The organism is Pararhizobium gei (genome assembly GCF_029223885.1).
Lineage (GTDB): Bacteria > Pseudomonadota > Alphaproteobacteria > Rhizobiales > Rhizobiaceae > Pararhizobium > Pararhizobium gei.
In genome coordinates, this window is the sequence record NZ_CP119409.1 from 657,935 (window position 1) to 682,218 (window position 24,284).

General features: G+C 59.8%; 23 protein-coding genes. 11 read left to right on the forward strand and 12 right to left on the reverse strand.

Going from position 1 to position 24,284, the window contains the following annotated elements:
* Positions 1–131: 131 nt before the first annotated feature.
* Both hrcA and grpE read left to right on the forward strand, forming a co-directional pair.
* A complete protein-coding gene (gene hrcA / locus PY308_RS03055) occupies positions 132–1,190 on the forward strand; it encodes a heat-inducible transcriptional repressor HrcA (RefSeq protein ID WP_434064194.1) in 1,059 nt (352 codons plus the stop codon).
* Positions 1,191–1,301: 111 nt separating this feature from the next.
* Positions 1,302–1,916 carry a nucleotide exchange factor GrpE gene (gene grpE, locus PY308_RS03060; RefSeq protein ID WP_275787934.1) on the forward strand — a complete coding sequence of 205 codons (615 nt, stop codon included), beginning with the start codon at positions 1,302–1,304 and terminating at the stop codon, positions 1,914–1,916.
* A 555-nt stretch (positions 1,917–2,471) separates the two neighbouring features.
* On the opposite strand, the gene PY308_RS03065 is transcribed toward grpE, so the two are convergent.
* The 10 genes from PY308_RS03065 to lptC form a co-directional block, all read right to left on the reverse strand.
* Positions 2,472–2,738, reverse strand: coding sequence for a DUF6959 family protein (locus tag PY308_RS03065; protein ID WP_275787937.1), 267 nt, complete (start codon positions 2,736–2,738; stop codon positions 2,472–2,474).
* A 39-nt stretch (positions 2,739–2,777) separates the two neighbouring features.
* Positions 2,778–3,098, reverse strand: coding sequence for a low molecular weight protein tyrosine phosphatase family protein (locus PY308_RS03070; protein ID WP_275787939.1), 321 nt, complete (start codon positions 3,096–3,098; stop codon positions 2,778–2,780).
* Positions 3,099–3,110: 12 nt separating this feature from the next.
* The gene (locus tag PY308_RS03075) at positions 3,111–4,346 is read right to left on the reverse strand and encodes a D-arabinono-1,4-lactone oxidase (protein ID WP_434064234.1); all 1,236 of its coding nucleotides are present in this window, start codon (positions 4,344–4,346) and stop codon (positions 3,111–3,113) included.
* Between the two features lie 18 nt (positions 4,347–4,364).
* Positions 4,365–5,132, reverse strand: coding sequence for an SDR family NAD(P)-dependent oxidoreductase (locus PY308_RS03080; RefSeq protein ID WP_275787942.1), 768 nt, complete (start codon positions 5,130–5,132; stop codon positions 4,365–4,367).
* A gap of 154 nt (positions 5,133–5,286) precedes the next feature.
* Positions 5,287–5,751, reverse strand: coding sequence for a PTS IIA-like nitrogen regulatory protein PtsN (gene ptsN / locus PY308_RS03085; protein ID WP_275787944.1), 465 nt, complete (start codon positions 5,749–5,751; stop codon positions 5,287–5,289).
* A 162-nt stretch (positions 5,752–5,913) separates the two neighbouring features.
* Positions 5,914–6,489 (reverse strand): ribosome hibernation-promoting factor, HPF/YfiA family, encoded by a 576-nt coding sequence (hpf, locus tag PY308_RS03090; RefSeq protein WP_275787946.1) that lies wholly within the window; start codon positions 6,487–6,489, stop codon positions 5,914–5,916.
* A gap of 259 nt (positions 6,490–6,748) precedes the next feature.
* On the reverse strand, positions 6,749–8,314 hold the full coding sequence (gene rpoN, locus PY308_RS03095; RefSeq protein ID WP_275787948.1) for an RNA polymerase factor sigma-54: 1,566 nt from the start codon (positions 8,312–8,314) through the stop codon (positions 6,749–6,751).
* 341 nt (positions 8,315–8,655) lie between these two features.
* A complete protein-coding gene (gene lptB / locus PY308_RS03100) occupies positions 8,656–9,465 on the reverse strand; it encodes an LPS export ABC transporter ATP-binding protein (protein ID WP_275787951.1) in 810 nt (269 codons plus the stop codon).
* Between the two features lie 6 nt (positions 9,466–9,471).
* Positions 9,472–10,020: an LptA/OstA family protein gene (locus tag PY308_RS03105; RefSeq protein ID WP_275787954.1), complete on the reverse strand. Its 549-nt coding sequence runs from the start codon at positions 10,018–10,020 to the stop codon at positions 9,472–9,474.
* 17 nt (positions 10,021–10,037) lie between these two features.
* Entirely contained in the window at positions 10,038–10,706 is a 669-nt protein-coding gene (gene lptC / locus PY308_RS03110) for an LPS export ABC transporter periplasmic protein LptC (protein ID WP_275787957.1), read from the reverse strand.
* Between the two features lie 196 nt (positions 10,707–10,902).
* Here lptC and sppA point away from each other — a divergent pair, with 196 nt between their 5' ends.
* The 3 genes from sppA (at position 10,903) to PY308_RS03125 (ending at position 12,689) form a co-directional block, all read left to right on the forward strand.
* On the forward strand, positions 10,903–11,862 hold the full coding sequence (sppA, locus tag PY308_RS03115; protein WP_275791001.1) for a signal peptide peptidase SppA: 960 nt from the start codon (positions 10,903–10,905) through the stop codon (positions 11,860–11,862).
* A gap of 123 nt (positions 11,863–11,985) precedes the next feature.
* A complete protein-coding gene (locus tag PY308_RS03120; protein WP_275787960.1) occupies positions 11,986–12,288 on the forward strand; it encodes an integration host factor subunit beta in 303 nt (100 codons plus the stop codon).
* A gap of 53 nt (positions 12,289–12,341) precedes the next feature.
* Entirely contained in the window at positions 12,342–12,689 is a 348-nt protein-coding gene (locus PY308_RS03125; protein ID WP_275787963.1) for a DUF1049 domain-containing protein, read from the forward strand.
* Between the two features lie 6 nt (positions 12,690–12,695).
* Here PY308_RS03125 and PY308_RS03130 read toward each other — a convergent pair whose 3' ends face one another.
* Entirely contained in the window at positions 12,696–13,154 is a 459-nt protein-coding gene (locus tag PY308_RS03130; RefSeq protein WP_275787965.1) for an SRPBCC family protein, read from the reverse strand.
* A 288-nt stretch (positions 13,155–13,442) separates the two neighbouring features.
* Between PY308_RS03130 and PY308_RS03135 the strand changes: the two genes are divergently transcribed.
* The 5 genes from PY308_RS03135 (at position 13,443) to olsB (ending at position 19,066) form a co-directional block, all read left to right on the forward strand.
* Positions 13,443–14,417, forward strand: coding sequence for an RsmD family RNA methyltransferase (locus PY308_RS03135; protein WP_275791002.1), 975 nt, complete (start codon positions 13,443–13,445; stop codon positions 14,415–14,417).
* The gene (locus PY308_RS03140) at positions 14,414–15,268 is read left to right on the forward strand and encodes a TrmH family RNA methyltransferase (RefSeq protein ID WP_275787968.1); all 855 of its coding nucleotides are present in this window, start codon (positions 14,414–14,416) and stop codon (positions 15,266–15,268) included. The genes PY308_RS03135 and PY308_RS03140 overlap by 4 nt, the downstream gene beginning before the upstream one ends.
* Positions 15,265–15,756, forward strand: a complete 492-nt coding sequence (lspA, locus tag PY308_RS03145; RefSeq protein ID WP_275787971.1) for a signal peptidase II — start codon at positions 15,265–15,267, stop codon at positions 15,754–15,756. The genes PY308_RS03140 and lspA overlap by 4 nt, the downstream gene beginning before the upstream one ends.
* Positions 15,757–15,811: 55 nt before the next feature.
* Positions 15,812–18,094: a PAS domain-containing hybrid sensor histidine kinase/response regulator gene (locus PY308_RS03150; RefSeq protein WP_275787974.1), complete on the forward strand. Its 2,283-nt coding sequence runs from the start codon at positions 15,812–15,814 to the stop codon at positions 18,092–18,094.
* Between the two features lie 114 nt (positions 18,095–18,208).
* Positions 18,209–19,066 carry a l-ornithine N(alpha)-acyltransferase gene (gene olsB / locus PY308_RS03155; RefSeq protein ID WP_275791003.1) on the forward strand — a complete coding sequence of 286 codons (858 nt, stop codon included), beginning with the start codon at positions 18,209–18,211 and terminating at the stop codon, positions 19,064–19,066.
* An 83-nt stretch (positions 19,067–19,149) separates the two neighbouring features.
* Here olsB and PY308_RS03160 read toward each other — a convergent pair whose 3' ends face one another.
* Positions 19,150–21,435 carry an NADP-dependent malic enzyme gene (locus PY308_RS03160; protein ID WP_275787976.1) on the reverse strand — a complete coding sequence of 762 codons (2,286 nt, stop codon included), beginning with the start codon at positions 21,433–21,435 and terminating at the stop codon, positions 19,150–19,152.
* A gap of 102 nt (positions 21,436–21,537) precedes the next feature.
* On the opposite strand from PY308_RS03160, the gene mutS reads away from it, so the two are divergent.
* Positions 21,538–24,282: a DNA mismatch repair protein MutS gene (gene mutS, locus PY308_RS03165; protein WP_275787979.1), complete on the forward strand. Its 2,745-nt coding sequence runs from the start codon at positions 21,538–21,540 to the stop codon at positions 24,280–24,282.
* The last annotated feature ends 2 nt before the right edge of the window (positions 24,283–24,284 follow it).

The window sequence follows — 24,284 nt, forward strand, 5'->3', positions numbered from 1 at the left end:
CATGGAAATGACTTGCCGGACGGGCGTTTCAGCGCCAGATTTCTCTTTCGATATCGGCCTGACACCACTATATTTCATCCGATCTGAACAGCATGGATTTTCGCATTCGAATGATGGTGGATAAAACTGCGATGCAGGAAAGACTTTCGGCGCTCGACGAGCGCTCAGGCGAAGTCTTCCGTCGCATTGTGGAAAGCTATCTGGAAAGCGGCGAACCTTTGGGATCGCGCAGCCTCTCCCGATTGCTGCCCATGTCGCTATCGCCCGCCTCGGTGCGCAACGTCATGAGCGATCTCGAAGAACTCGGGCTCATCTATTCCCCCCATGTCAGCGCCGGGCGGCTTCCCACACAGATCGGGCTTCGTTTCTTCGTGGATGCCTTCATGCAGGTCGGCGACCTCTCGGCGGAGGACCGCGCTTCCATCGACCGCCATGTGCGTCGAGGCGACCGTGACCAGCCTGTGGAGACGCTGCTGAACGACGCCAGCCAGATGCTCTCAGGCATGTCGCGCGGCGCCGGACTGGTGATTACGGCGAAAAACGATGCCATCCTGAAGCATGTCGAGTTTGTCCGTCTTGCCCCGACGAAAGCATTGGCTGTGCTCGTCGGAGAACATGATCAGGTGGAAAACCGGATCATCGAATTACCCGGCGGCGTCACCAGTTCTCAGCTGACGGAGGCGGCCAACTTCCTGAACGCGCATCTTGCCGGGCAGACGCTGCCCGAGGTGCGTGGCCAGCTTGAAAAGGTCAAGGAAACCGTAAGGCGCGAACTGGATACATTGAGCCAGGACCTCGTCGAGCGTGGGCTCGCCATCTGGTCCGGCAGCGAAGCGGACGAAAAGCCGACGCGACTGATCGTCCGCGGCCGGGCCAATCTGCTCGAAGGGTTGGCCGGCACGGAGGACATCTATCGCCTGCGCATGCTGTTCGACGATCTGGAAAAGAAGGACAGCCTGATCGAAATCCTCAATCTGGCCGAAAGCGGACGGGGCGTGCGCATTTTCATCGGGTCTGAAAACAAGCTGTTTTCGCTTTCAGGCTCGTCGCTGATCGTCGCGCCCTATAAGGACAGCGACGACAAGATCGTCGGCGCGGTCGGCGTGATCGGCCCGACGCGGCTCAATTATTCCCGCATCGTCCCGATGGTGGACTATACCGCGCAACTGATGTCCCGCCTGTCGCGATGAACCCGCGCAAAAGCCGGTTTTTCCGGCAGCTTTCGATTGAACCCTTGATTTTTGCGCCCCGAAGCTCGATATCGGCTGAAATCCTAACAGACCGACATTCCGGAGACCGTCATGACCGACGACACGAACAAATATGCAGCAGACGCAAACGCCGCCGAAGAGGCTGCCCTGAATGCCGAAGCTGCCTCTGAACAGCTCGAAGCCGCCGCTGTCGAACCCGATCCGCTGGATCTCGCCAAGGCAGAAGCTGCCGATTTCCGGGACCGCTATCTGCGTCTTGCCGCCGAAATGGACAATCTGCGCCGCCGCACCGAGCGCGAGGTCAAGGATGCGAAGTCCTATTCCGTTGCCGGTTTTGCCCGTGACATGCTGGCCGTATCGGACAATCTGCGCCGTGCGCTGGATGCCATCCCGGCCGAGGCGCGTGAAGCGGGCGATGCCGGTTTCAATGCGCTGATCGAGGGTGTCGAAATGACCGAGCGCGCCATGCTTTCGGCGCTGGAGCGTCACGGCGTCAAGAAGATCGAGCCGACCGGCCAGAAGTTCGATCCGAATTTCCATCAGGCAATGTTCGAAGTGCCGAATGCGGAGGTGCCCAACAACACCGTCGTCCAGGTCGTTCAGGCCGGTTACACCATCGGCGAACGCGTTCTTCGCCCCGCCATGGTCGGCGTCGCCAAGGGCGGTCCGAAAGTGGTTGCAGCGGAAGAGACGCCGGCGGTTTGATGTTTCTCCCGTTGAAGGGAGGAGTCATCACGGGAGTATCGGGGTGGCGGCGGTGACCTTTTGCGCGTCGCTTACCGTCACACAACGCACGCGTTTCGCGCGACCTTTGTTGCCGCAGCCGGTTCAAGATCCCGGTTTATTAGGCCACAAGGGCTCAATAAAGCCGTAAGCGTCTACTTCGATCTGATAGGTGTGATTCTTGCGTGGTGCTCTCACAACTTTGTGAAAATTCACTATCGCAGCGTTCACTGCGATTTTATCAGCCTTCTTGTTTCCAGAGGACTTCAATACGTAAGTCCTTACAAGACTGCCACTGACGTCCGTACGATGCACAATTGTCACGGCCTTAGGAGTGCTACATCCGGATGAAATTAGACATATAGCGGTAATCACAAAACTGATTGTCACAGAAAACGACTTTTTCAAAACACTGACCCATTTATCTGATCGATGCGACATCCGGCATTCAGCGCCGCATACTTTAGTAACCACGTCTATTTAGAACATTGCCGGATCTAATCCGTCCCCTTATGGGGGGAGGAAACGCAACTACGCTTACTTAACATACGGCAACTCGATTTTCCGTGCGTAACAAACTCGCTCGTAGCTGTTCTGAATGTTAGCGAGATCGCTTTTTAAATGTTCGATATTCTCGGACAATTCATCCAGATTGCCATCTTTCAAAAGCTTCTGCAGCTCTGTGACGTCCCGTAAAAGGCAATGCAGGCTGTCTCCTTGGAAAACCACTCCCGGATAGTTGCGCTCCGGAAGTTGCACAACTGCAAAATTGTGAGGCTGGGTGAAAAGCTCAGCTGTTTGCATGGGATGTCTCTCAGTTGTTGGGCTGTATCGCTGCCGAATTCACAAATGCCTCGATACTTTCGCCTTCAGCAATTCGATCAAATCCGGATCCATGAAGCCGTATTCATCCGGAATGTTCAGGCACAAAAGCCGCTTCTGATTCAGGTAGATCCGATATTTTTGTTGGACTTTGCTGCGATGCGCTTTCTCCATCACGAAGATGATGTCCGCCCATTCGATTTGCTCTGGTGACAGCGGGTTTTCCGCGTCTCTGTTCGTTCCAGCCGATGAGACCTCAATGCCGGGCCAGTTCGCGAAGACCTGCTCGGCTGTCGGGCTGCGTAGCTTATTCTGGCTGCAGATAAACAGGACGTTTTTCAAAAAGAACCTCAGTCACCCAAACAATTGTTTCAAGTGGTCGTTGAGGAAGTAGCCCTCCGGATCGACCTTGTTCCTCAACGCCTTGAAATCCTCGGCACGTGGATAAAGCGCCGCGACATCCTCGGCGCCCATGAAATGCAGTTTGCCCCAATGCGGTCGCGAGCCGAACTGGCGCAGAATGGTGTCGACGTCCTTGAGGTAGTCCCAGTAGTCCGTGCCCGGTTCCCCGGAGACCGAGAGCGTGATCGAATCCTGCTCGTAGAACGGGCTGATCCAGCCGCCGTCTCCGGCGGTAAAGCGATATTCGATTGGGTAGATGCAGGTCGGATGTTTTTCCAGCATCAGTTTGCGCACTTCCATGCAGGCCTGTTTGCCGTACCGAACCGGCACTGCATATTCCAACTCGTGGAAATTCGGCACATATTCGATCGGGTAGATTTCCGATGAATAGGCGATCTTTTCGAAGCCGCTCTCCATCGGAGCAGCGTCGGTGATATCGATGGTCTTCATCTCGCAGACGTCCGAGAGGCTTGTCGTGGTCGAGACGGACGAGGTGTCGGGCAGACAGTAGCAGTGCCGGCTTTCCGGCACCGGGCACCAGAAAAAACCGAAATGACGATGGTTGGCGGCGAGATCGTCATGCTGTTCCATGCATTCGTCGAACGTGCAGCGCCACAATTTTTCGTGCAGATTGTAGCTCTCCATGACCTGCAGCGTTATCTCGGATATCACGCCGAGCATGCCGATGGAAACGCGTGCCGCGTTGAGCATATCCGGATTGCTGTCATCGATGACGAGAACCCGGCCGTTTGGCTGCACCAGCCGCATGCCGACGATTTGCGACGCGAGATTGCCGAGGGTCGAGCCGGTGCCGTGGGTGCCGGTGGTCAAAGCGCCCGCCAGCGCCTGGCTGTCGATATCGCCCTGGTTGATCATCGACAGGCCGTTCTGCTTCAGGGCCTTGCCGAGCATGTTGATCGTGGTGCCGGCATGGACGGAGACCCGCTTGCGCGCCTTGTCGATATGCGTGATGCCTTGCAGCTTCGACAGCGTCAGATGCAGGCCACTGGTGAGCGCCACCGGCGTGAACGAGTGCCCGGAACCGGCGCACCGAACATTGATGCCCCTGGAGGTCGCGTCCACGACCATCTCGGACAGGGCAGCCTCGCTTTCCGGCGCGCCCCTGTGGCGGACGATACATGACTGATTTCCAACCCAGTTCCGCCAGTGCCCGCCCGCGTCCATTATCCGTTCCCCTTTGTTGGTTCAAACCGCCGTGAAACAATTGTCGACGAAGAGATGCGTGCCATTGACGAAACTCGACTCATCGCTGGCGAGGAAAAGGGCCGCCTGCGCCACTTCCATCGGATCGCACATGCGCCCCTGTTGCGCAGCAATAGCCGCCTCGGAAACATCGATTCCGTATTTGGTCAGGCCCACAAGCTCACGCTTGCCGTGATCGGTGGCTATAAAGCCGGGACAGACGGCGTTGGAGCGAATACCGCGATCCCGGAATTCCACGGCAATGGCACGGGCAAACATGTGGCAGGCGCCCTTGGTCGTATCGTAGAGCACTTCCATCGGCGTCGCCGCCACGGCAGAAATCGACGAGGTCGAAACGATGCTGCCGCCGCCCGCAGCCAACATGCCGGGCAGGACCGCCTTGGTCATCAGAAACATGGAGCGGACATTGACGGCCATCAGTCTGTCCCACTCGTCCTCCTCCGTCTCGAGAAAAGGGCCAACGGCCAGGATGCCGGCGTGGTTGAAGAGAACGGTGACGTTGCCGAAGGCGTTTTCGACGGCTTTTACGGCGAATTTAACCTCGGAAGAGACGGATACGTCGGCAGCGGCAAAGATAGCCTCTCCGCCTTCGGCACGGATCGCCGCGGCCACCTCTTCACCCTTGCTGCGCAGAAGGTCGACGATGCCGACCTTGGCGCCTTCCCGGGCAAAGAGTTGCGAGGCGGCGAGACCGCACCCTCCAGCCCCGCCGCTGACCAAAGCGATCTTTCCGGAAAGCCTGCCTGCCATGCCCGTACCCCCGTGTCATTACCGGGAGTATTGTCGAGCGTGAAAGAGGAGTCGATAGGATCCTGGCGAAAAAAATGCCGATACCGAAGCGCTACGTCACGGCAAGAAATGCCGGGCTGTCAAGCTGGGTTCCAAAGAGTGGCCGTCAGCTGCCTCAGGCCGCGTTGGAAGCCTGATCTTCGCAGAGGAAGGTGTAAATCGCCATCGCCGAATCCGTCGCACGAAGCTTGGCGACCATGTCGGCGTCGCGCAGGACGCGCGCGATCCGCGACAAAGCTTTCAAGTGATCGGCCCCGGCCCCTTCTGGAGCCAGAAGAAGGAAGACGAGATCGACGGGCTGATCGTCCAGAGCCTCAAAATCGACAGCCGATTCAAGCCGCGCGAAGATCCCGACAATTGATGTCAAATGGGCGAGTTTGCCGTGGGGAATAGCGATGCCGTTGCCGACGCCGGTCGATCCTAGGCGCTCGCGCTGAACAACGACGTCGAAAATTTCCCGCTCAGGCAATCCGGTGAGTTTCGAGGCTTTTGCCGCCAATTCCTGGAGCAGTTGCTTCTTGGAATGAGCCTTCATGGCCGGAAGTATCGCATTCTGCTGCAGCAAGCCTGCCAATGCCATTCGTTTTTTCCTCGTTCGGTAGAGCAAAAGGCCGCCCGTCGAGGCGGCCAGGCTCATTCCTGGTTCTTGGTGGCTCTTGCCGGGCCATCAGCGGCCTTGCCTGCATCTGCCACCAGAGAGCGATCGTGTGGGCACCGGCATGCCGGCGCCCACCAGAAACTCTCAGCCTTTGATCTTGGCTGCATCGATCCAGCCAATATTTCCATCGTTGCGCCGATAGACGATATTCAATTGCTCGCTGCCAGGACTGCGGAACATCAGGACGGGGTCGTCTGTCATGTCAAGCGCCATCACGGCGTTGGCGACAGACATCGTCTTCAGCTGCTTTGAACTTTCCGCGACGATTGTCGGCGCGTAATTTTCCGGAAGATCATCGTCTTCGTCCGGCACGCTGTCCATCACGGTATAGGCGACTTCCGCGAATCCTGCATGACCATTGCCATTGTGGTGATCCTTGAGTTTGCGCTTGTAACGCCGGATGCGCTTTGCGATCCGCTCGGATGCCGCGTCGAACGCAGCCTGCGGATCGTTGGCTTCACCGCTTGCCTGCAAGGCAGCCCCGGAATCGAGGTGTATCTTGCAATCCGCGCTGAAACGGGATCCGGATTTTTCCACAGTGACCTGGCTTGAATATCCTCCGTCAAAATATTTGGTTACGGCCTGTTCGATCTGATCTTCAATCCGCAGACGAAACGTTTCGCCGATTTCCATATGTTTACCGGATACACGCACACTCATGGAGTTTCCTCTCTTTTCGTGATTTGCGTATCCAGTCTATTCCAACCGCAACCGTCATCCAAGCATTTCACGCGTGCAAATGCATTTTGCGGCGGGAAGCCAGAATTTGCCGTGTTTGCGGCAGAGCCAATCCTTTGCCGCACCCGAGTGCGGGCGGCTCATACCCCTGGGTGTTATAAAAGTCAAATGGAGAGTCGATCTCGCGCCAGCGTTGTGCCGTAAGTCTATGGACGATGGACGCCGGCCGGCAGTGTCCCCGTCAGGCCGAAACCTTGGCCAGGGCTCGCTTCTCCCGGCGCCGCTGCACCGAAGACGGAAGGTTCATGGCCTCGCGATATTTGGCGACTGTCCTGCGGGCAATATCGACGCCGCCCTTTTTCAGGATATCGACGATGTCGTCGTCGGAAAGCACCGCCTCGGGGCTTTCGAGCAGGATCATGTTACGAATGCGATGCCGCACAGATTCCGCTGAGTGGCCGTCTCCGCCCCCGGCCGAGTTGATCGAGACGGTGAAGAAATATTTCAGCTCGAACAGCCCGCGCGGCGTGAGCATGTATTTGTTCGAGGTAACGCGGCTGACCGTCGATTCATGCATTTTGATGGCATCTGCCACGGTCTTGAGGTTCAGGGGCCGCAAGTGATCGACGCCATTGACGAAAAAGGCATCCTGCTGGCGCACGATCTCGGTTGCGACTTTCATGATCGTCTTGGCCCGCTGATCAAGACTGCGCGTCAGCCAGTTCGCCGTCTGCATGCATTCAGCCAGGAATGCGTGGTCGGCGCTATGTTTCGGCGCATGACGCGAAACAGTCGTGTAGTAGGTCTGGTTGACCAGAACCCGCGGCAAGGTCTCAGGATTGAGTTCGATAGCCCAACTTCCATTCTGCGCCGGCCGAACCACAACATCGGGAACGATCGCCTCGCAGGGGCTTGTCTCGAAGCTGGTGCCGGGCTTCGGATCAAGCTTGCGGATTTCCGCAAGCATATCGATCAGATCCTCCTCGTCCACACCGCAGATCCGCTTGAGGCTCGCGAAATCCCGACGTGCAAGAAGTTCGAGATGGTCGAGAAGCGTTGCCATGGCCGGATCCAGCCGATTGCGCTGGCGTAGCTGTATGGCGAGGCACTCGCTTAAGGAGCGGGCAAAGACGCCGGGAGGATCAAGTTGCTGCAGGCTGTGAAGGACGCGTGATACATCCGCCGTCGTCGAGCCCAGCCTTGCGGCCATTTCTGCTATGTCGGCGTGCAGATAGCCAGCCTCGTCGAGCTGGTCGATCAGGTGCTGGGCAATAAGGCGATCAACGTCTGTATGAATGCTGAAGGGAATCTGCTCGTTCAGGACGTCCCGCAATGTCACCCGATTGGCAACGAACTCGTCCAGATTATAACCGTCGCTGATCTCGCTGTCGCCGCCCGGCATGGATTTCCATTGGCCAAGCAACTCCGGCGCGTCGGCGCGATGTGGCGCCATGTCATCGGGATAGACATTCTCGAAATTGGCGTCGAGCTGCTCGCTCATCTGCTCGCCTGTTACGGCGGTCGCGCTGTCGTAGACATCGCTCGCGATGTCATAGGAGGATTGTTCGTCGCGTTCGCCCGGCGCGTCGGGCGTGATATGCAGGTCTTCCCTGCCGGATCGCTCCAGACCACCGGTCGCGTCGTCGTTTGATGCAAATTCTAGAAGTGGATTCTTTTCGACTTCCGTCTCGATGAATTGGGTCAGTTCGAAATGCGTCATCTGCAGCAGCTGGATCGACTGCATCAGTTGTGGCGTCATTGCCAAGGTCTGGCTTTGACGCAGAAAGAGGCTGGCTGACAGGGCCATGCGGACGCTAAACTCCCCTCAATTTTCCGAGCTGACATCCGCGTTCGGTTCGCGCAGACACCCAATTCGTCAATTGGCCCAAAAATTGCTTATTAAAGGGGTTTGGTCAAGCGCACGTGCAAAATAAGATGAATCGCGGCTGCCGAAGGCGGTTCCGTAAGCAGCAGGCACAATCCCAAGGCAATTCGCCCTGTTGCAACTGCTATAAACTGCTCCAGTGAAACGTTGCGTAAAAGCTGGCGGCGGTCAAGACCATTGTCCCAAAAACGGCAATCCTGCCTTTGAGACGCTGGTTTCATTTACCATCAAGTTTCATTTACCCTCAAGGCGATGATGCCGCCTCAAAGGCTGAAATTGTCGCCCAGATAAAGGCGTCGCACATCCGCATTCGCGACAATGTCATTGGCCCGGCCATGAGTCAGCACTTCGCCGGCATGAATGATATAGGCGCGATCGATCAACCCCAGCGTCTCGCGGACATTGTGATCGGTGATCAGCACGCCGATCCCGCGCGATGTCAGATGCCGGACCAAGGCCTGGATATCAGCAACGGAGATCGGATCGACACCCGCAAAGGGCTCGTCGAGCAGCATGAAAGTCGGATCGGTTGCCAGCGCGCGGGCAATTTCCAGCCTCCGGCGCTCGCCCCCCGAGAGTGCGACAGCCGGCGATTTGCGCAGATGCGAAATATTGAATTCGCCCAGCAACTCGTTGAGCTTGTGTTCCCGCCGCTCGCGCTTCCTGTCGTGCAGCTCCAACACGGCGCGGATGTTGTCCTCGACCGTCAGACCACGGAAAATCGAGGCTTCCTGCGGCAGATATCCGACGCCGAGCCGTGCCCGGCGGTACATCGGCATCGACGTGACGTCGTTGCCGTTGATCTCGATCGAGCCTTCATCGACCGGCACGAGCCCCGTGATCATGTAGAAACAGGTGGTCTTGCCGGCTCCGTTCGGCCCAAGCAGTCCGACTGCCTCGCCACGGCGCACGACCAGCGACACGCCATTGACGACGCGTCTGCCGCGATAGGACTTCGTCAGGCCGCGCGCGATCAGGGTTCCTTCGTAGCGTGCCTTGTCGATAACGCGCTCCGGACCTGACGCCTCGGGCTTGCCGCTCCGGTTGCTCTTGGAAAGAAAAGGAATGTCCACGTCGGGTCAGTTCGTCTTCTGGGACTTCGGATCAAGCTGGATCTGGACACGTCCGCCGCAGGCTTCGAGCTGCGCCTCGCCGGTGTCCATCTTCACGTTCAGCTCACAGCCCGTGAAGACATTCTTGCCCTCCGAGAGAACCACCTGCTTGCCTTTGAGGACCAGAGTCTGCGCCGTCATGTTGAACACGCCGCTGTCGGCTGTGGCCTGCTGCGTGCCCGACTGCAGGAAAACCTTTTTGTCCACCTCGATGCGATCGATATCGGCATTGCCGCCTGAAATCGCTCCGCCGCCCTTTTTATAGTAGACGACCATGCTGCCGGCCTGCAGCGTCGTCGTGCCCTGAACCACCTTCACATTGCCGGTGAAAATGGCCTTGCTTTCCGGATCCTTGATCTCGAGTTTGTCGCTCTCGATCTGGATCGGCTGATCATTGGATAGTTCCAGCCCTTTCATCCGGCTGGATGCTTCCTGTGCTCCAGCGGGAAGGGCGCAGGCAAAAAAGCCAAGGAGTAAAAATGTTCCGGCAAGGCGAGGGGCGGAGATGGCCGACATGAGGTGCACCGGTGCTTCTAGTTTGTGGTTTTGCGAATGGTTTTAGGATCGACGATGACCTTGACCATGCCTTCGAACGTTACGATGCGTCCCTTATCCGTCATTCTCAGCGACTGTGCAACAATGGAACCGCCGTTCATGCTGATGGCGATTGGCTTTTTGCTGTTCATCTCGCCGCCATCGATATTGAGATAGGCGGCTTGGAAATCGGCGATCACGCCATTGTTCATGCTGATGCTGAAAGGCGCATTCATATCCAGCGTATTGGCGCCCCGATCATAGATGCCGCTTGTCGCATCGACGGTGGCAATCAACGTCTCGTTGACAGGCATTTCGGCACGGATCGTCTCCAGCGTGATGATGTTGGGATTGGCGATGTCCTGCAACGCCCGCACGGCTTTCATGGAATAGCTGATATCCTGCTTGTTGCGGCCGGAGATGGCGGGGTTCTGCATGACGATCTTGCCGTTTTCGATCGTGGCATTCTCAATCTTCAGGTCTTCCGGCAAAAAGGCGCGTACCACGGAAACGGCGGCGAAGGCCGCACCGATCAGAACGGCGATCAGCGGGAGAACGATCTTAAGCCGCCTGACCAGGCGCGAATGGCGCGCCGCTGCCCCGTAGGCATCGGCAATTGTCAGTCCGGAATGCGGCAAGGCGCCGGAGAGTTGCGCGTCGATCGACATGGATATCCTGTTGTTTCAAAGCGTCACCTGACAAAACTCTTGAGGAGGTTCGCTTGATGGATCTCTTTGCCTTGAATATGGAGATTTTTTTGTGCGACGACAATGGAGGCTCGAATTTTGTTGAAATAGGGTTACAACGTCGCGCCGAACAGGATTTTCATCGCGCATGACGCAGGTGATCGAAGAGGAGACGACCATGGACCAGCTTGCCATCGCGGACCGCCGCCAGCTTCGGCGCAAGCTGAGTTTCTGGCGGCTGGTCGCAATCGCGCTGGTGCTTCTTGCCGGCGTTGCGGCCTATGTCTATGCGAGCGCCGGGCAGTCCGGTGCCTTTGGGCGTCCACACATCGCCCGGGTCGACATATCCGGCATTATCCAGGACGACCGCGAACTGGTGGAGCGGCTGGAGCGGATTGCCGAAACCGACGCCGTCAAGGCTCTTGTCATCAGTATTTCATCGCCGGGCGGCACGACCTATGGCGGCGAGGTGCTCTACAAGGCCATCCGCAAGGTTGCCGCCAGAAAGCCCGTGGTCTCTGACGTGCGCACGCTGGCCGCATCGGCAGGCTACATGATAGCCCTTGCCGGCGACCGGATCGTGGCTGGCGAAACATCGATCACCGGCTCAATTGGCGTTCTTTTCCAATATCCCCAGATAAAGACGCTTCTCGACAAGATCGGCGTGTCGCTGGAAGAGATCAAATCGGCGCCGCTGAAGGCGGAGCCATCGCCTTTTCATCCGCCGAGCGATGAAGCCAAGGCGGTTATCCAGGCCATGATCGACGACAGCTTCAACTGGTTTGTCGATCTGGTTGCCGAACGGAGAAACATGCCGCGCCCCGAAGCCGTCGAGCTTGCCGACGGACGGATCTTCACCGGTCGCCAGGCGCTGAAGCTGAAGCTGGTCGATGAACTCGGCGGCGATGACGAAATCCGCACCTTTCTCGACAGCCGCAAGGTGGGCAAGGATCTGGAGATCGTTGATTGGGCCGCGCCTGAGGCCTCGCTGCCGTTCGGGCTTGGCGCGCTTGCGGTGTCATGGCTCAAATCCTTGGGATATGAGGCTTTTCCCGCTCTCGGAAGTCTTGAAAAGATCGGCGAGGAGAAGTTGTTTCTTGACGGTCTGGTTTCCGTTTGGCAGGTTGGCAACCACTGAGGCACCCGGTGTCCAGTTGGCTGCTGCCATCTGGCCATCAAAAAAAGGCTTGTATATCGTCCGGCGGGTTCTCTAACTGCCTGATGCTTGAAATCATACGTGAATTCACGAAGAGGGGCGACAGTGATCAAGTCAGAACTGGTGCAGATTGTTGCGGCTCGCAATCCGCATCTTTATCATCGCGATGTCGAAAATATCGTCAATGCGGTTCTCGACGAGATCACCGACGCGTTGTCTGCCGGCAACCGTGTGGAACTGCGCGGATTCGGCGCCTTTTCGGTAAAGAACCGCCCGTCGCGCTCCGGCCGAAACCCGCGCACCGGCGACAGCGTTTTTGTTGAAGAGAAGTGGGTGCCGTTCTTCAAGACGGGCAAGGAACTGCGCGAGCGCCTCAACCCCGGCTCGGACGACGAAGACGACGAATAGGCATGATCCACCCGGCGCTTCCGGTGCCGGGTTCAGGGAATGACGGAGACGGAATGAACATGAAGAAGCTGGTGAAAATCCTGGTGCTGGTTCCCGTCAGCATCGTCCTGATCGTGCTTTCGGTGGCAAACCGGCAGATCGTCACGCTTGCGCTCAATCCGTTCGATCCGGCCGACAGTGTGCTGTCCGCTTCCGCACCCTTTTTCGTTTTCCTGTTCCTCGCCGTGATCGCCGGAATGATTATCGGCTCTTTTGCCACGTGGTTCAGCCAGGCAAAATACCGCAAACGCGCCCGCTCCGAGGCGCACGAAGCGGTGAAATGGCATGCCGAGGCGGAAAAGCATAAAAGCCGCGCCGAGACCATCGCATCGCAGGCACTCCTCCCGGCTTCTTCCAGATAGAAAGTTTCAGGCTTCCGAACCTGTCTTCGCGCGGGCGGCGGTGCTGAAATCGGAAAAGAACTTTGCCGCAAGTTTTGACGCGCTCGTCCCGACAAGCCGGGAACTGAGACTGGCCAGCTTGCCGCCGATCTCAGCGCTGGCGTCATAGGTCAGCAGTGTTTCCTCCCCATTCGGCGTCAAAGTCACGTCGGCCCGTCCGCTGGCCAGCCCCTTGATGCCGCCCGTGCTTTCGCCCGAGATCGTGTAGCTGGCCGGCGCGTCGATGTTGGACAGCCTGATCCTGCCGGAAAAGAGCATCGGAAACGGCCCGATCCTTACCCTCAACGTCGCGATGAACTCCGTCGGTGATTGCCTTTCGATCGACTGGCAGCCGGGAATGCAGCCCTTGAGGATCTCGGGATCGTTAAGGGCCGCCCAGACAGCCTCCCTTTGTGCGGCTATGCGCTCTTGCCCCTTCATCTCCAAGATTTCGCTCTCCGCTGACAATGCCTCCCAATGTAAGACGTGAAACAGCTTTGCCAACCGCAGGAGCAATGCTATTTGCAGCGTTTGACCCGTGGCAGATGACGGACGAAGCGAGTGAAAGATAAAGATCGACGGTCCAAGGCAAAAGCCGGCCAGCCAGCCGCGCGCGGATATGGGCCGGGCGCGAAGGCCCCGGCCAGACAGGCAAAGCCGGCCTTCCCTTCACATGCTGGCGCAGGCCTCGTTGGTCGCAAGACCGACAGGACGGCCGTCGCCTCCGCGAAAGCCATCACCCAAGCTGCATCGCAGGATGCGCCGCCCCGTGTCGAACCGCGCATCCGTACCGGTACCAAGCCGGACGAGCGCGTCCCCGTCATTCTCGAAACGAAGGGCGCGCGCGATTATCATCTGATCGATAGCGGCGAGGGGCTCAAGCTCGAACAATATGGCCCCTACCGGATCGTCCGGCCGGAAGCCCAGGCCCTGTGGCCGAAGTCACTGCCTGCGCATATCTGGGAAAGGGCCGATTCGGTCTTTACCGGCGATACCGACGAAGACGGCATGGGCCGATGGCGGTTTCAGAAGGAAGCGCTCGGCGAGACCTGGCCGATGCAGATCCTCGATGCCGAATTTTTCGGCCGTTTCACAGCGTTCCGGCACGTCGGCGTTTTTCCCGAGCAGCTTGCGCACTGGAGCTGGATGAAGGACCGGATCGAGACGGCGGGCCGGCCGCTGAAGGTGTTGAACCTTTTCGGCTATACCGGCGTCGCCTCGCTGATCGCGGCCAAGGCAGGCGCGGAGGTGACCCATGTCGATGCCTCGAAAAAGGCGATCGGTTGGGCGCGGGAAAATCAGGCGCTGGGCCGCATCGAACATTTGCCGATCCGCTGGATCTGCGAGGATGCGATGAAGTTCATCCAGCGCGAAGAGCGCCGCGGCAGCCGCTACGACATCATCCTGACCGATCCGCCGAAGTTCGGGCGCGGCCCGAACGGCGAGGTCTGGCAATTGTTCGACCACCTCGCGCTGATGCTCGACATCTGCCGGGAAATTCTTTCCCCTGAGGCGCAGGGTCTGGTGCTGACGGCCTATTCGATCCGGGCGAGCTTCTATTCCATTCACGAGTTATTGCGCGAAACGATGCGCGGCCGTGGCGGCGTCGTGGAATCGGGCGAGTTGATTCTGCGCGAAGGCGGGCTCGACGGGAACGAACCGGGCCGCGCGCTCTCCACCTCCCTGTTCAGCCGATGGGTGCCGAAATGAACCATGACACGTCCGGGCCCCGCCGCGTTGGCCAGGTGAAGGATGTCACCAGCCTGTCCAATCCTATCATCAAGGACATCAAAGCCCTGTCCAACAAGAAGGAGCGGGACGAAACGCGCTCGTTCATTGCGGAGGGGTTGAAGCTCGTCATTGACGCGCTGGATCTCGGCTGGACCATCAAGACCCTGGTTTACGCCAAGGCCGCCAAAGGCAAGGCGCAGGTCGAGCAGGTTGCGCTGAAGACCGTGTCCACCGGCGGCCTGGTTCTCGAGGTTTCGGAAAAAGTCCTCTCGGCCATCACCCGCCGCGACAATCCGCAAATGGTCGTCGGTGTTTTCGAACAGCGCTATTCGAACCTCAGAGACATCAGGCCGGCGTCCGGGCAGACCTATGTCGCGCTCGATCGTGTCCGCGATCCCGGCAATCTCGGAACCATCATTCGCACCGCAGATGCAGCCGGCGCCTCCGGCATTATTCTCCTTGGAGAAACGACCGATCCGTTTTCGCTGGAAACGGTGCGGGCGACCATGGGCTCGGTCTTTGCTATGCCCTTGATGCGTGCCACCGCCGCCGATTTCGTCAAGTGGCAGAAGGGTGCCGGTGTCGCGGTCGTGGCCACGCATCTTGCGGGCGCCGTCGATTATCGCAGCATCGATTACAGCAAAAAGCCGGTCGTGCTTCTGATGGGCAACGAACAGGCGGGATTGCCGGATGAACTTGCCCGGGAGGCGACCGCTCTGGCGCGGATTCCGCAACAGGGCAGGGCGGATTCGCTCAACCTGGCGATTGCCACCGGCATCATGCTGTTCGAGGCGCGTCGCCATCTGCTGATCCTGGATGATCGCGCATGAAGCGGTCACTCTCTCTGTTCTCGCGTCCGTTGCCGGTGCTCGCCCTCATCCTCGCTGCGGTTCTCCTCGACCAGGCAATCAAGGCAGCGGTCGAGTTGTGGCTGCCCTATGGCGAGGACATTCCTGTCATGCCTTTCCTGGCGTTGCACCGGGTCTATAATTACGGCGTGGCCTTCTCGCTGTTTTCCGGCGTCGAGCGCTGGGCCATCATCGGGGTGCGCATCGTGGTCGTCGCCTTCGTGCTGTGGCTCTGGCGAAAGACGCCAGAGGAGCGCTTCTTTACCCATCTCGGCTACACGCTGATCATTGCCGGCGCGATCGGCAACCTGATCGATGGCGTGGTGTTCGGCTATGTCATCGATTATGTGCTCTTCCACACAGCAAACTGGTCGTTCGCCGTCTTCAATCTCGCAGACAGCTTTATCACGATCGGGGCAGGCGCGATCATTCTGGACGAGCTTCTGCATATGAAAAAGCAGGATGCGTAAAATTTTAGGAGCCGGCTGAAGTCTCTTAAAAGGCTTGCCGTGCTAGGCAGGCAACATGAGCGACCTTCCGAACCTGAGAAAGCGGATAACAGACGAGTTCGGCGTGCCCCGTCGCACTCTGGGCGATAAACCCGCTCCTCAGTATGCGCCGACTGTTTTGCCGGGACCGGACGAAGATACAGTGCGCGACGGAAACAAATCCGTTGTGAAGCTGCTTTTGGCAGGGGTCGGCTTGCTTTGCTCAGCCGCCGTTCTCGGTGCCGGTTTTGTTGCCGATCTCCAATTTCTCTCCGGCTTTCTGGCCCTTGCCGGAACGTCAGGCGCGGGCCTGCTGCTCATCGACTGGTATCGAGCTGCTTTCAAGGACAATGTCGGACGCGGCGGTAGCGAAATCGCCAGCGACAGGCGGTGGGAGCGCAGCGAAACCTCGCAGCTCCTCTCGACGGTTCATGACGCGCTCGGCGATATCGCCCTGATACGCTCTCCGAACGGGCGGATCGTGCAGGCCAACAAGGTCTTCTGCCGGCTGACAGGCTGGCAACGGCCGGAGGGCGCGACCTGCGAGACGCTGGGCCTGGAATTCGAGCCGGCGTCCGGCCCCAATCATTTTCGCGTGCGAATCGCGGCGGATAACGGCGTCCGGCTCTTCGACTGGCATGATGTCGTGGCGCGGGAGCCGGCCAGCGGCGCCTTCATGCTGCACAGCATCGCTCGAGACGTGACCGAGGAAGTTCATGCCGCCCGCAGAAGCGAGGAGGCGCGCCGCCGCGCGGAAAGCGCCAGCGAGGCGAAGTCGCGGCTGCTTGCCACCGTCAGCCATGAAATCCGCACGCCGTTGTCAGGCATTCTTGGCATGAGCCACCTTATGGGCCAGACGCGCTTGAGCAGCGAGCAGAAAAACTATCTTGCCGGCATGCGCCAGTCCGGGCACGCGCTCGTTCACCTGGTCGATGGCCTGCTGGATTTCTCGTCGATCGAGGCCGGCCGTTTCCGGTTGCGTCCGGCACCGGAACCCCTGCGCGAAACGATCGAGAGCGTCGTCGAAATGCTTTCACACCGTGCGCATGAGAAAGGCATCGAGGTCGGTTCCTCGGTGATGGCGGATGTTCCGGGCCTCTTGGATTTCGATGCGGCCCGATTGAGGCAGGTGCTGTTCAACGTGATTGGCAATGCGGTGAAATTTACACAGATTGGCGGCGTTCTCGTCACAGCCTCGGTTGACGGCAAAGATATTGTCATCAGCGTGGAGGATAGCGGGCCAGGCATGACGCCGCGGGAGCAGGAGCGTGTCTTCGACGAGTTCGAGCAGGCCGGTGGCAACGAGCAACGCGCGGGCGGTTCTGGTCTTGGTCTGGCCATCTCACGGCGGGTCATCGAGGAATCCGGTGGCTCCCTGACGGTGTCCAGCATCAAGGGCAAGGGAAGCACCTTCGAAATCCGGTTTCCCGCCGAGGGCGCCGATTTAGCCACAGCATCCCTTGCCCGGCTCGGCGTCCTCTCCGGCTCCCGTGTTATGGTCATGGCGCCAGCAGGGCCTGCTTCGAGAGCATTGTCGGCAACCATCAAAACATTGGGCGGTGTCTGCACAATTGCTGAAACGGTGGACGAAGCGCGCGCGTTCGTGAGTTCCCGGACCCCTGGCGCTTCTCTCACCGACATTATCGTGGACCATCGCCATGCGGCGCAGTTCCGGCAGTTGCTCGCCCGGATGCCGGCGCTGGACAATCCGTCGCTGCGAAAGACCTATCTGGTCAATCCAGAGGAACGGACCGGCCGGCCGATCAACCAGATGGACGGTTATCACGCCTGGCTCATCCGGCCGCTCAGGGAAAAATCGCTTGTCGCGGTGTTGCGCGGACAAATGAAGGGGATGGAAGTGCGCGATGCCATCAACGACAACCGCCCGGTCCTGCGCGAACTGGCGGTTTTGAACGACAGGCAGCCGCAGGGCGGCGTGCTGCTGGCCGAGGACGATCCGATCAATGCCCTGATGGTACGCGCCATTCTGGAGCGGGCCGGCCACACTGTCAGCACGGTTCGTGATTTCCAGGCAGTGGACCTGGCGCTTTTCGATGCGTCGCAAGCAGAGCGTGCCAAGCCGCGACTGATCATCTCGGATCTCAATATGCCGGGCGGCGACGGATTGTCCATGCTCAAGCGATTGCGCGCGCAGGAACGCCTGTCCGATGAACCGCCGGTTCCCGTGATCGTTCTCACCTCGGATACGCAGGCAGACACCCTCCGGGACCTTCTTGCGGCGGGAGCCGACGCGGTTCTGGCGAAACCGGCCGATCCGCAAGCGCTGACAACCGAAGTCAGCCGCTTGCTGGATCGTTAAGGTTTGGCCTTTGCGGGCGCTTCCGATGTCACTATCCTGTTGCAGAAACGTGTTTAAACCCGTTCAGGATATCAGCGATCAGGATGGCCCGCGATGGCAACCGAAACTTTGGAAATGGTGACCGTGGCTGACCAGCCGCTGACCCGTGTCCGCAGCTCCAAGGCACCCGCCGCCGACGTGCTTGGCCGTATCGGTACTCTGGAAACGCGGCTTGCGCGCAATGCCGGCGAAATCGATGCCGCGCAGGCCGTCCGCTACAAGGTCTTCGTGGAAGAGATGAAGGCACAGATCCCGCAGGAGGCGGCTCGCCGCAAGCGCGATGCCGATATCTGGGACGCGGTCTGCGATCATCTTCTGGTGCTGGACACGACAATCGAAGGCGATGCCGAAGAGCAGATTGTCGGAACCTACAGGCTGCTTCGCCAGGATGTGGCTCAAGCGACGGGCGGTTTTTATTCCGCGTCGGAATTCTGCGTCGATGCGCTGCTCAAGCGCCAGCCGGACAAGAAATTCATGGAACTCGGCCGATCCTGCGTTTTGCCGGAATACCGGACGAAGCGCACCGTCGAGCTTCTCTGGCAGGGAAACTGGGCCTATGCCCTGAAGCACGGCGTCGACGCCATGTTTGGCTGCGGTTCCTTTCCCGGCGTCGTGCCCGAGGAACATGCGCTGGCGCTGTCCTTCCTGCATCACAACATGCTCGTGCGCGACGAATGGCATGTGACCGCACGGCCGGAACTGTTCCGTAACATGGACCTGATGCCGACCGAGGCGATCAGCATGCGCAAGGCGCTTGCCGCCCTGCCGCCCTTGATCAAGGGGTATATGCGGCTCGGGGCAATGGTGGGCGAAGGCGCGGTTGTCGACCATGCCTTCCGGACCACCGACGTCCTGATCGTTCTGCCGATCAACAATATTTCCGGCCGCTACATCAATTATTACGGGGCCGACGCAGGGCGTTTCGCCAGCTGAAGAACCCCTTGCTGTACAACGAGAAAGCCCGCCCCCGACGTCTCGGGAGCGGGCTTCGTCTATTGTGCCTTCGGCAGTGATTGTCAGCTGCCTGCATTGTGGGCGGCAAGGGCCGCCATGTTGACGATGTCGGAATCCTTGGCCGCCATGGAGACGATCTGAACGGACTTGTCGAGGCCGACGAGCAGCGGGCCGATCACCGTCGATCCCCCAAGCTCCTGCAGCATCTTCGTCGAGATCGATGCAGAGTGAAATGCCGGCATGACCAGCACGTTGGCGGTGCCCGAAAGGCGGCAGAACGGATATTGCTCCATCACCTTGGCGTTCAGCGCCACATCGGCCCCCATTTCGCCGTCATATTCGAAATCGACGCGACGCTTATCGAGGATCTTGACGGCTTCGCGTACCCGTTCCGAGCGCTCGCCGGAGGGGTGGCCGAAGGTCGAATAGGCCAGCATCGCCACGCGCGGAAAATAGCCGAGACGTCGCGCCAGGCCAGCCGCTTCCTCGGCAATGTCGGCCAGTTCCTCGGAGGACGGCATGTCATGGACGGCAGTATCGGCAACGAGCACGGTGCGGCCGCGGCAAAGCGCAAGGGAGGCCCCGATGACGCGATGTCCCGGCTTCGGGTCGATACAGCGCAGAACATCATCGAGAGCGGTCGAATAGTTGCGCGTGATGCCGGTCACCATGCCGTCCGCGTCGCCGAGCGCCACCATGCAGGCGGCAAAATGATTGCGGTCGTTGTTGATCAGCCGTTGTGCGTCGCGGAACAGAAAGCCCTTCCGCTGCAGGCGGGCGTAAAGATAATCCGTATAGGCGCCAGTGCGTCTGGAAATGCGCGCATTGATGATCTGGATGCCGGGGCGGTCGAGATCGATGCCTTCGCGCTCCGCCGTTTCCCGCATCCGGTCCTCGCGTCCGAGAAGCATCGCGGTGCCGAGATCCTGGTTGGCGTAGACAAGCGCCGCGCGCATCATCTGCACCTCCTCGCCCTCGGCAAAGACGATCCGCTTCGGCTGGCGGCGGACGCGTTCATAGATGCGTTGCAAGGTCGAGGCGATCGGGTCGCGGCGCGCCGACAACTGGCGACCATAGGCGGCGAGATCCGGTATCTGCTTGCGGGCGACGCCGCTCTCCATGGCGGCCTTGGCCACGGCCACCGGAATGGACGAGATCAGGCGCGGATCGAAGGGTACGGGAATGATATATTGCGGACCGAAGCGCGGCCGGTTGCCCTGGTAGGCGGCGGCCACGTCATCTGGGACATCCTCCTTGGCAAGGCTCGCCAGCGCCTGTGCGGCAGCGATCTTCATCGCCTCGTTGATTGTGGAGGCGTGAACGTCGAGCGCACCGCGAAACATGTAGGGGAAGCAGAGAACATTGTTGACCTGGTTCGGATAATCCGACCGTCCCGTCGCCATGATCGCGTCGTCACGAATGGCAGACACTTCCTCGGGCGTGATTTCCGGATCGGGATTGGCCATGGCGAAGATGATCGGCTTGGCCGCCATGGACCGGATCATCGCATCCGAGAAAGCTCCTTTCTGCGACAGGCCAAGCACCACGTCGGCGCCGTCCATGGCATCCTCCAGCGTGCGCCGGTCGGTCTTGGCCGCATGCGCCGATTTCCACTGGTTCATACCCTCCGTGCGGCCTTGGTAGATCACGCCCTTGGTGTCGCACATGATGATGTTTTCGGGTGCAAATCCCATAGACTTGATCAGTTCGACGCAGGCGATGGCCGCCGCGCCGGCGCCGTTGCACACCAGCTTCGTGGTTTTGAGGTCGCGGCCCGTCAGTTGCAGCGCATTGATGAGACCCGCGGTGGCGATGATCGCCGTGCCGTGCTGATCGTCGTGAAAGACCGGGATGTCCATGATCTCGCGCAGCTTCTGCTCGATGATGAAACACTCCGGCGCCTTGATATCCTCCAGATTGATGCCGCCGAAGGAGGGGCCGAGGAAGCGGACGCAATTGATGAATTCGTCCGCGTCTTCCGTATCGACCTCGAGGTCGATCGAATCGACATCGGCAAAGCGTTTGAAGAGAACAGACTTGCCCTCCATGACCGGCTTCGAGGCCAGCGCACCGAGATTGCCGAGGCCCAGAATAGCGGTGCCGTTGGAGATGACGGCAACCATGTTGCCGCGCGTGGTGTAGTCATAGGCCTTGGACGGGTCAGCGGCGATCGCCTTTACGGGGACGGCGACACCGGGCGAGTAGGCAAGCGAAAGATCCCGCTGCGTCGCCATGGGCTTGGTGGGGGTGATTTCCAGCTTGCCGGGCCGGCCCTGCGCGTGAAAATCGAGCGCCTCCTGATCCGTGACGCTGGTTGCGTTACGGCTGCTCTTGTCATTTTCCGACATAGGTCCTCCAACCTTTTGTGGGCGACGGCCTTCCCGCGCCGCTTTGTTGTTGTCTTCTATAAACACGCATGAATAGTGTGGCACCACTTTTTTGGAACCAGCATGACTTTTGTGACCGAGCCTATTTCCCGCAGCGCCGAAGTTCTGACCGCCGTTCAACTGGCGACCGAGGAGAGCCGCGCCACGGCCACGCCGATGATGGAACAGTTCATCGAGATCAAGGCGAACAACCCGGATTCGCTGCTGTTCTACCGCATGGGCGATTTCTACGAGCTGTTCTTCCAGGACGCGGTCGAGGCGTCTCGGGCGCTTGGCATCACCTTGACGAAGCGTGGCCAGCATCTCGGTCAGGATATCCCGATGTGCGGCGTGCCGGTCCATGCGGCCGACGACTATCTGCAGAAACTGATCGGTCTCGGCTTTCGCGTTGCCGTCTGCGAGCAGGTGGAAGATCCGGCGGAGGCCAGGAAGCGCGGTTCGAAATCCGTCGTCAAACGCGATGTCGTGCGGCTTGTCACGCCGGGTACGATCACCGAGGACAAGCTGCTTTCGCCATCGGAATCCAATTATCTGATGGCGCTTGCCCGTATCCGCGGCAGCGCCGAACCTGCCATCGCGCTCGCCTGGATCGATATCTCGACGGGCGTTTTCCGGCTTGCCGAAACAACGGAAACCCGGCTGCTGGCAGATATCCTGAGAATCGAGCCGCGCGAGCTCATTCTGGCCGATACGGTCTTTCACGATCCGGACATGCGACCCGTCATCGATGTCCTTGGCCGGGTTGCCGTGCCGCAGCCCGCCGTCCTGTTCGACAGCGCGACGGCTGAAAGCCGGGTGACACGCTATTATGGGGTCAAGACGCTCGACGGTTTCGGAAGCTTTTCGCGTGCCGAACTCGCCGCTGCCTCGGCCGCCATCTCCTATGTCGAGAAAACCCAGTTTGCCGAACGCCCGCCGCTCGGCACACCCGAGCGCGAAAGTGCGGCCTCAACCCTGTTCATCGATCCTGCCACGCGGACAAACCTCGAGCTGGTGAAGACCCAGTCGGGCGACCGCAACGGGACCCTGCTCAAGGCGCTGGACCGCACGGTGACCGGCGGCGGCGCGCGTCTTCTGGCCGAACGCCTGATGTCGCCTCTGACCGACCCGGAGCGCATCAACAGGCGGCTGGATTCGATCACTGCGCTCTGCGACCAGCCCGCCTTCTGCAGCGATCTGAGAGCGGCGCTGAAACATCTGCCCGACATGCCGCGGGCGCTGTCGCGCCTCTCGCTCGGCCGCGGCGGGCCGCGTGATCTCGGGGCGATTCTCTCCGGCTGCCAGGCGGCGGGCGAGGTCGCAGGCCTGCTTGATAAGGGCAAGCTGTCCGAAGAGCTTGGCGATGCGCTCGCGGCCATCAGCGCCTTGCCGGCAGAACTGGTGCACACGCTTTCCTCCCTGCTTGGCGAGGACCTGCCGCTGTTGAAACGGGACGGCGGTTTCCTGCGCGACGGAGCGAGCCCGGAACTGGACGAAATGCGGGCACTGCGCGATCAATCCCGCCGCGTCATCGCCGGTCTGCAACTGAACTATGCCGAGGAAACCGGCATCAAGTCGCTGAAGATCAAATATAACAACGTTCTCGGCTATTTCATCGAGGTGACGCAGGGCAATGCCGGGCCGATGATCGACAGTCCGGAGGCCAAGGCGCGCTACATTCATCGCCAGACCATGGCCAACGCCATGCGGTTCACGACCACCGAACTGTCGGATCTCGAAACCAAGATCGCCAATGCCGCCGACCGGGCGCTGTCGATCGAGCTCGAAGCCTTCGACAGGCTGTCGGCCGCTGTGGTGGCGCAGGCCGAGGCGATCAAGGCGGCGGCGCTGGCGCTGGCACTGGTCGACGTTTCAGCGGCACTCGCGACGCTTGCCGAGGAACAGGCCTATTGCCGCCCGCTTGTCGATCTCTCGAAAATGTTTGCGATCGATGGCGGCCGCCATCCCGTGGTCGAGCAGGCTCTGCGCCGGCAATCCGGCGTGGCCTTCGTCGCCAATGGCTGCGATCTGTCGCCGCAGGACGGCGAGGGCGACGGCGCAATCTGGCTGCTGACCGGCCCGAACATGGGCGGCAAATCGACCTTCCTGCGCCAGAATGCATTGATCGCGATCATGGCGCAGATGGGCTCCTTTGTACCGGCCAATGCCGCCCATATCGGCGTGGTCGACCGGCTGTTCTCGCGCGTCGGCGCCTCGGACGATCTGGCCCGCGGGCGCTCCACCTTCATGGTGGAAATGGTCGAGACCGCCGCCATCCTCAATCAGGCGACCGACCGGTCACTCGTCATTCTCGACGAGATTGGCCGGGGAACGGCGACATTCGACGGCCTGTCGATCGCCTGGGCGGCCGTCGAGCATCTGCATGAGGCAAACCGCTGCCGGGGCCTGTTCGCCACGCACTTCCATGAACTGACAGTGCTGTCGGAGAAGCTTGTCCGTCTGTCCAATGCGACGATGCGGGTGAAGGAGTGGGATGGCGACGTCATCTTCCTTCACGAGGTCGGGCCCGGTGCCGCCGACCGTTCCTACGGCATCCAGGTCGCCCGTTTGGCGGGCCTCCCGGCATCCGTCGTCGCCCGCGCCAGGGATGTGCTGGCCAAGCTGGAGGACGCCGATCGCAAGAACCCGGCCAGCCAGTTGATTGACGACTTGCCTCTCTTCCAGATCGCCATCCGTCGCGAAGAGAAAGCCAGGGCCGGCCCGTCGAAAGTGGAAGAGGCTTTGAAAAACCTCAATCCGGATGATATGACGCCGCGCGAAGCAATGGACGCGCTCTATGCGCTGAAGAAACAACTTGGCAATCGTTGACG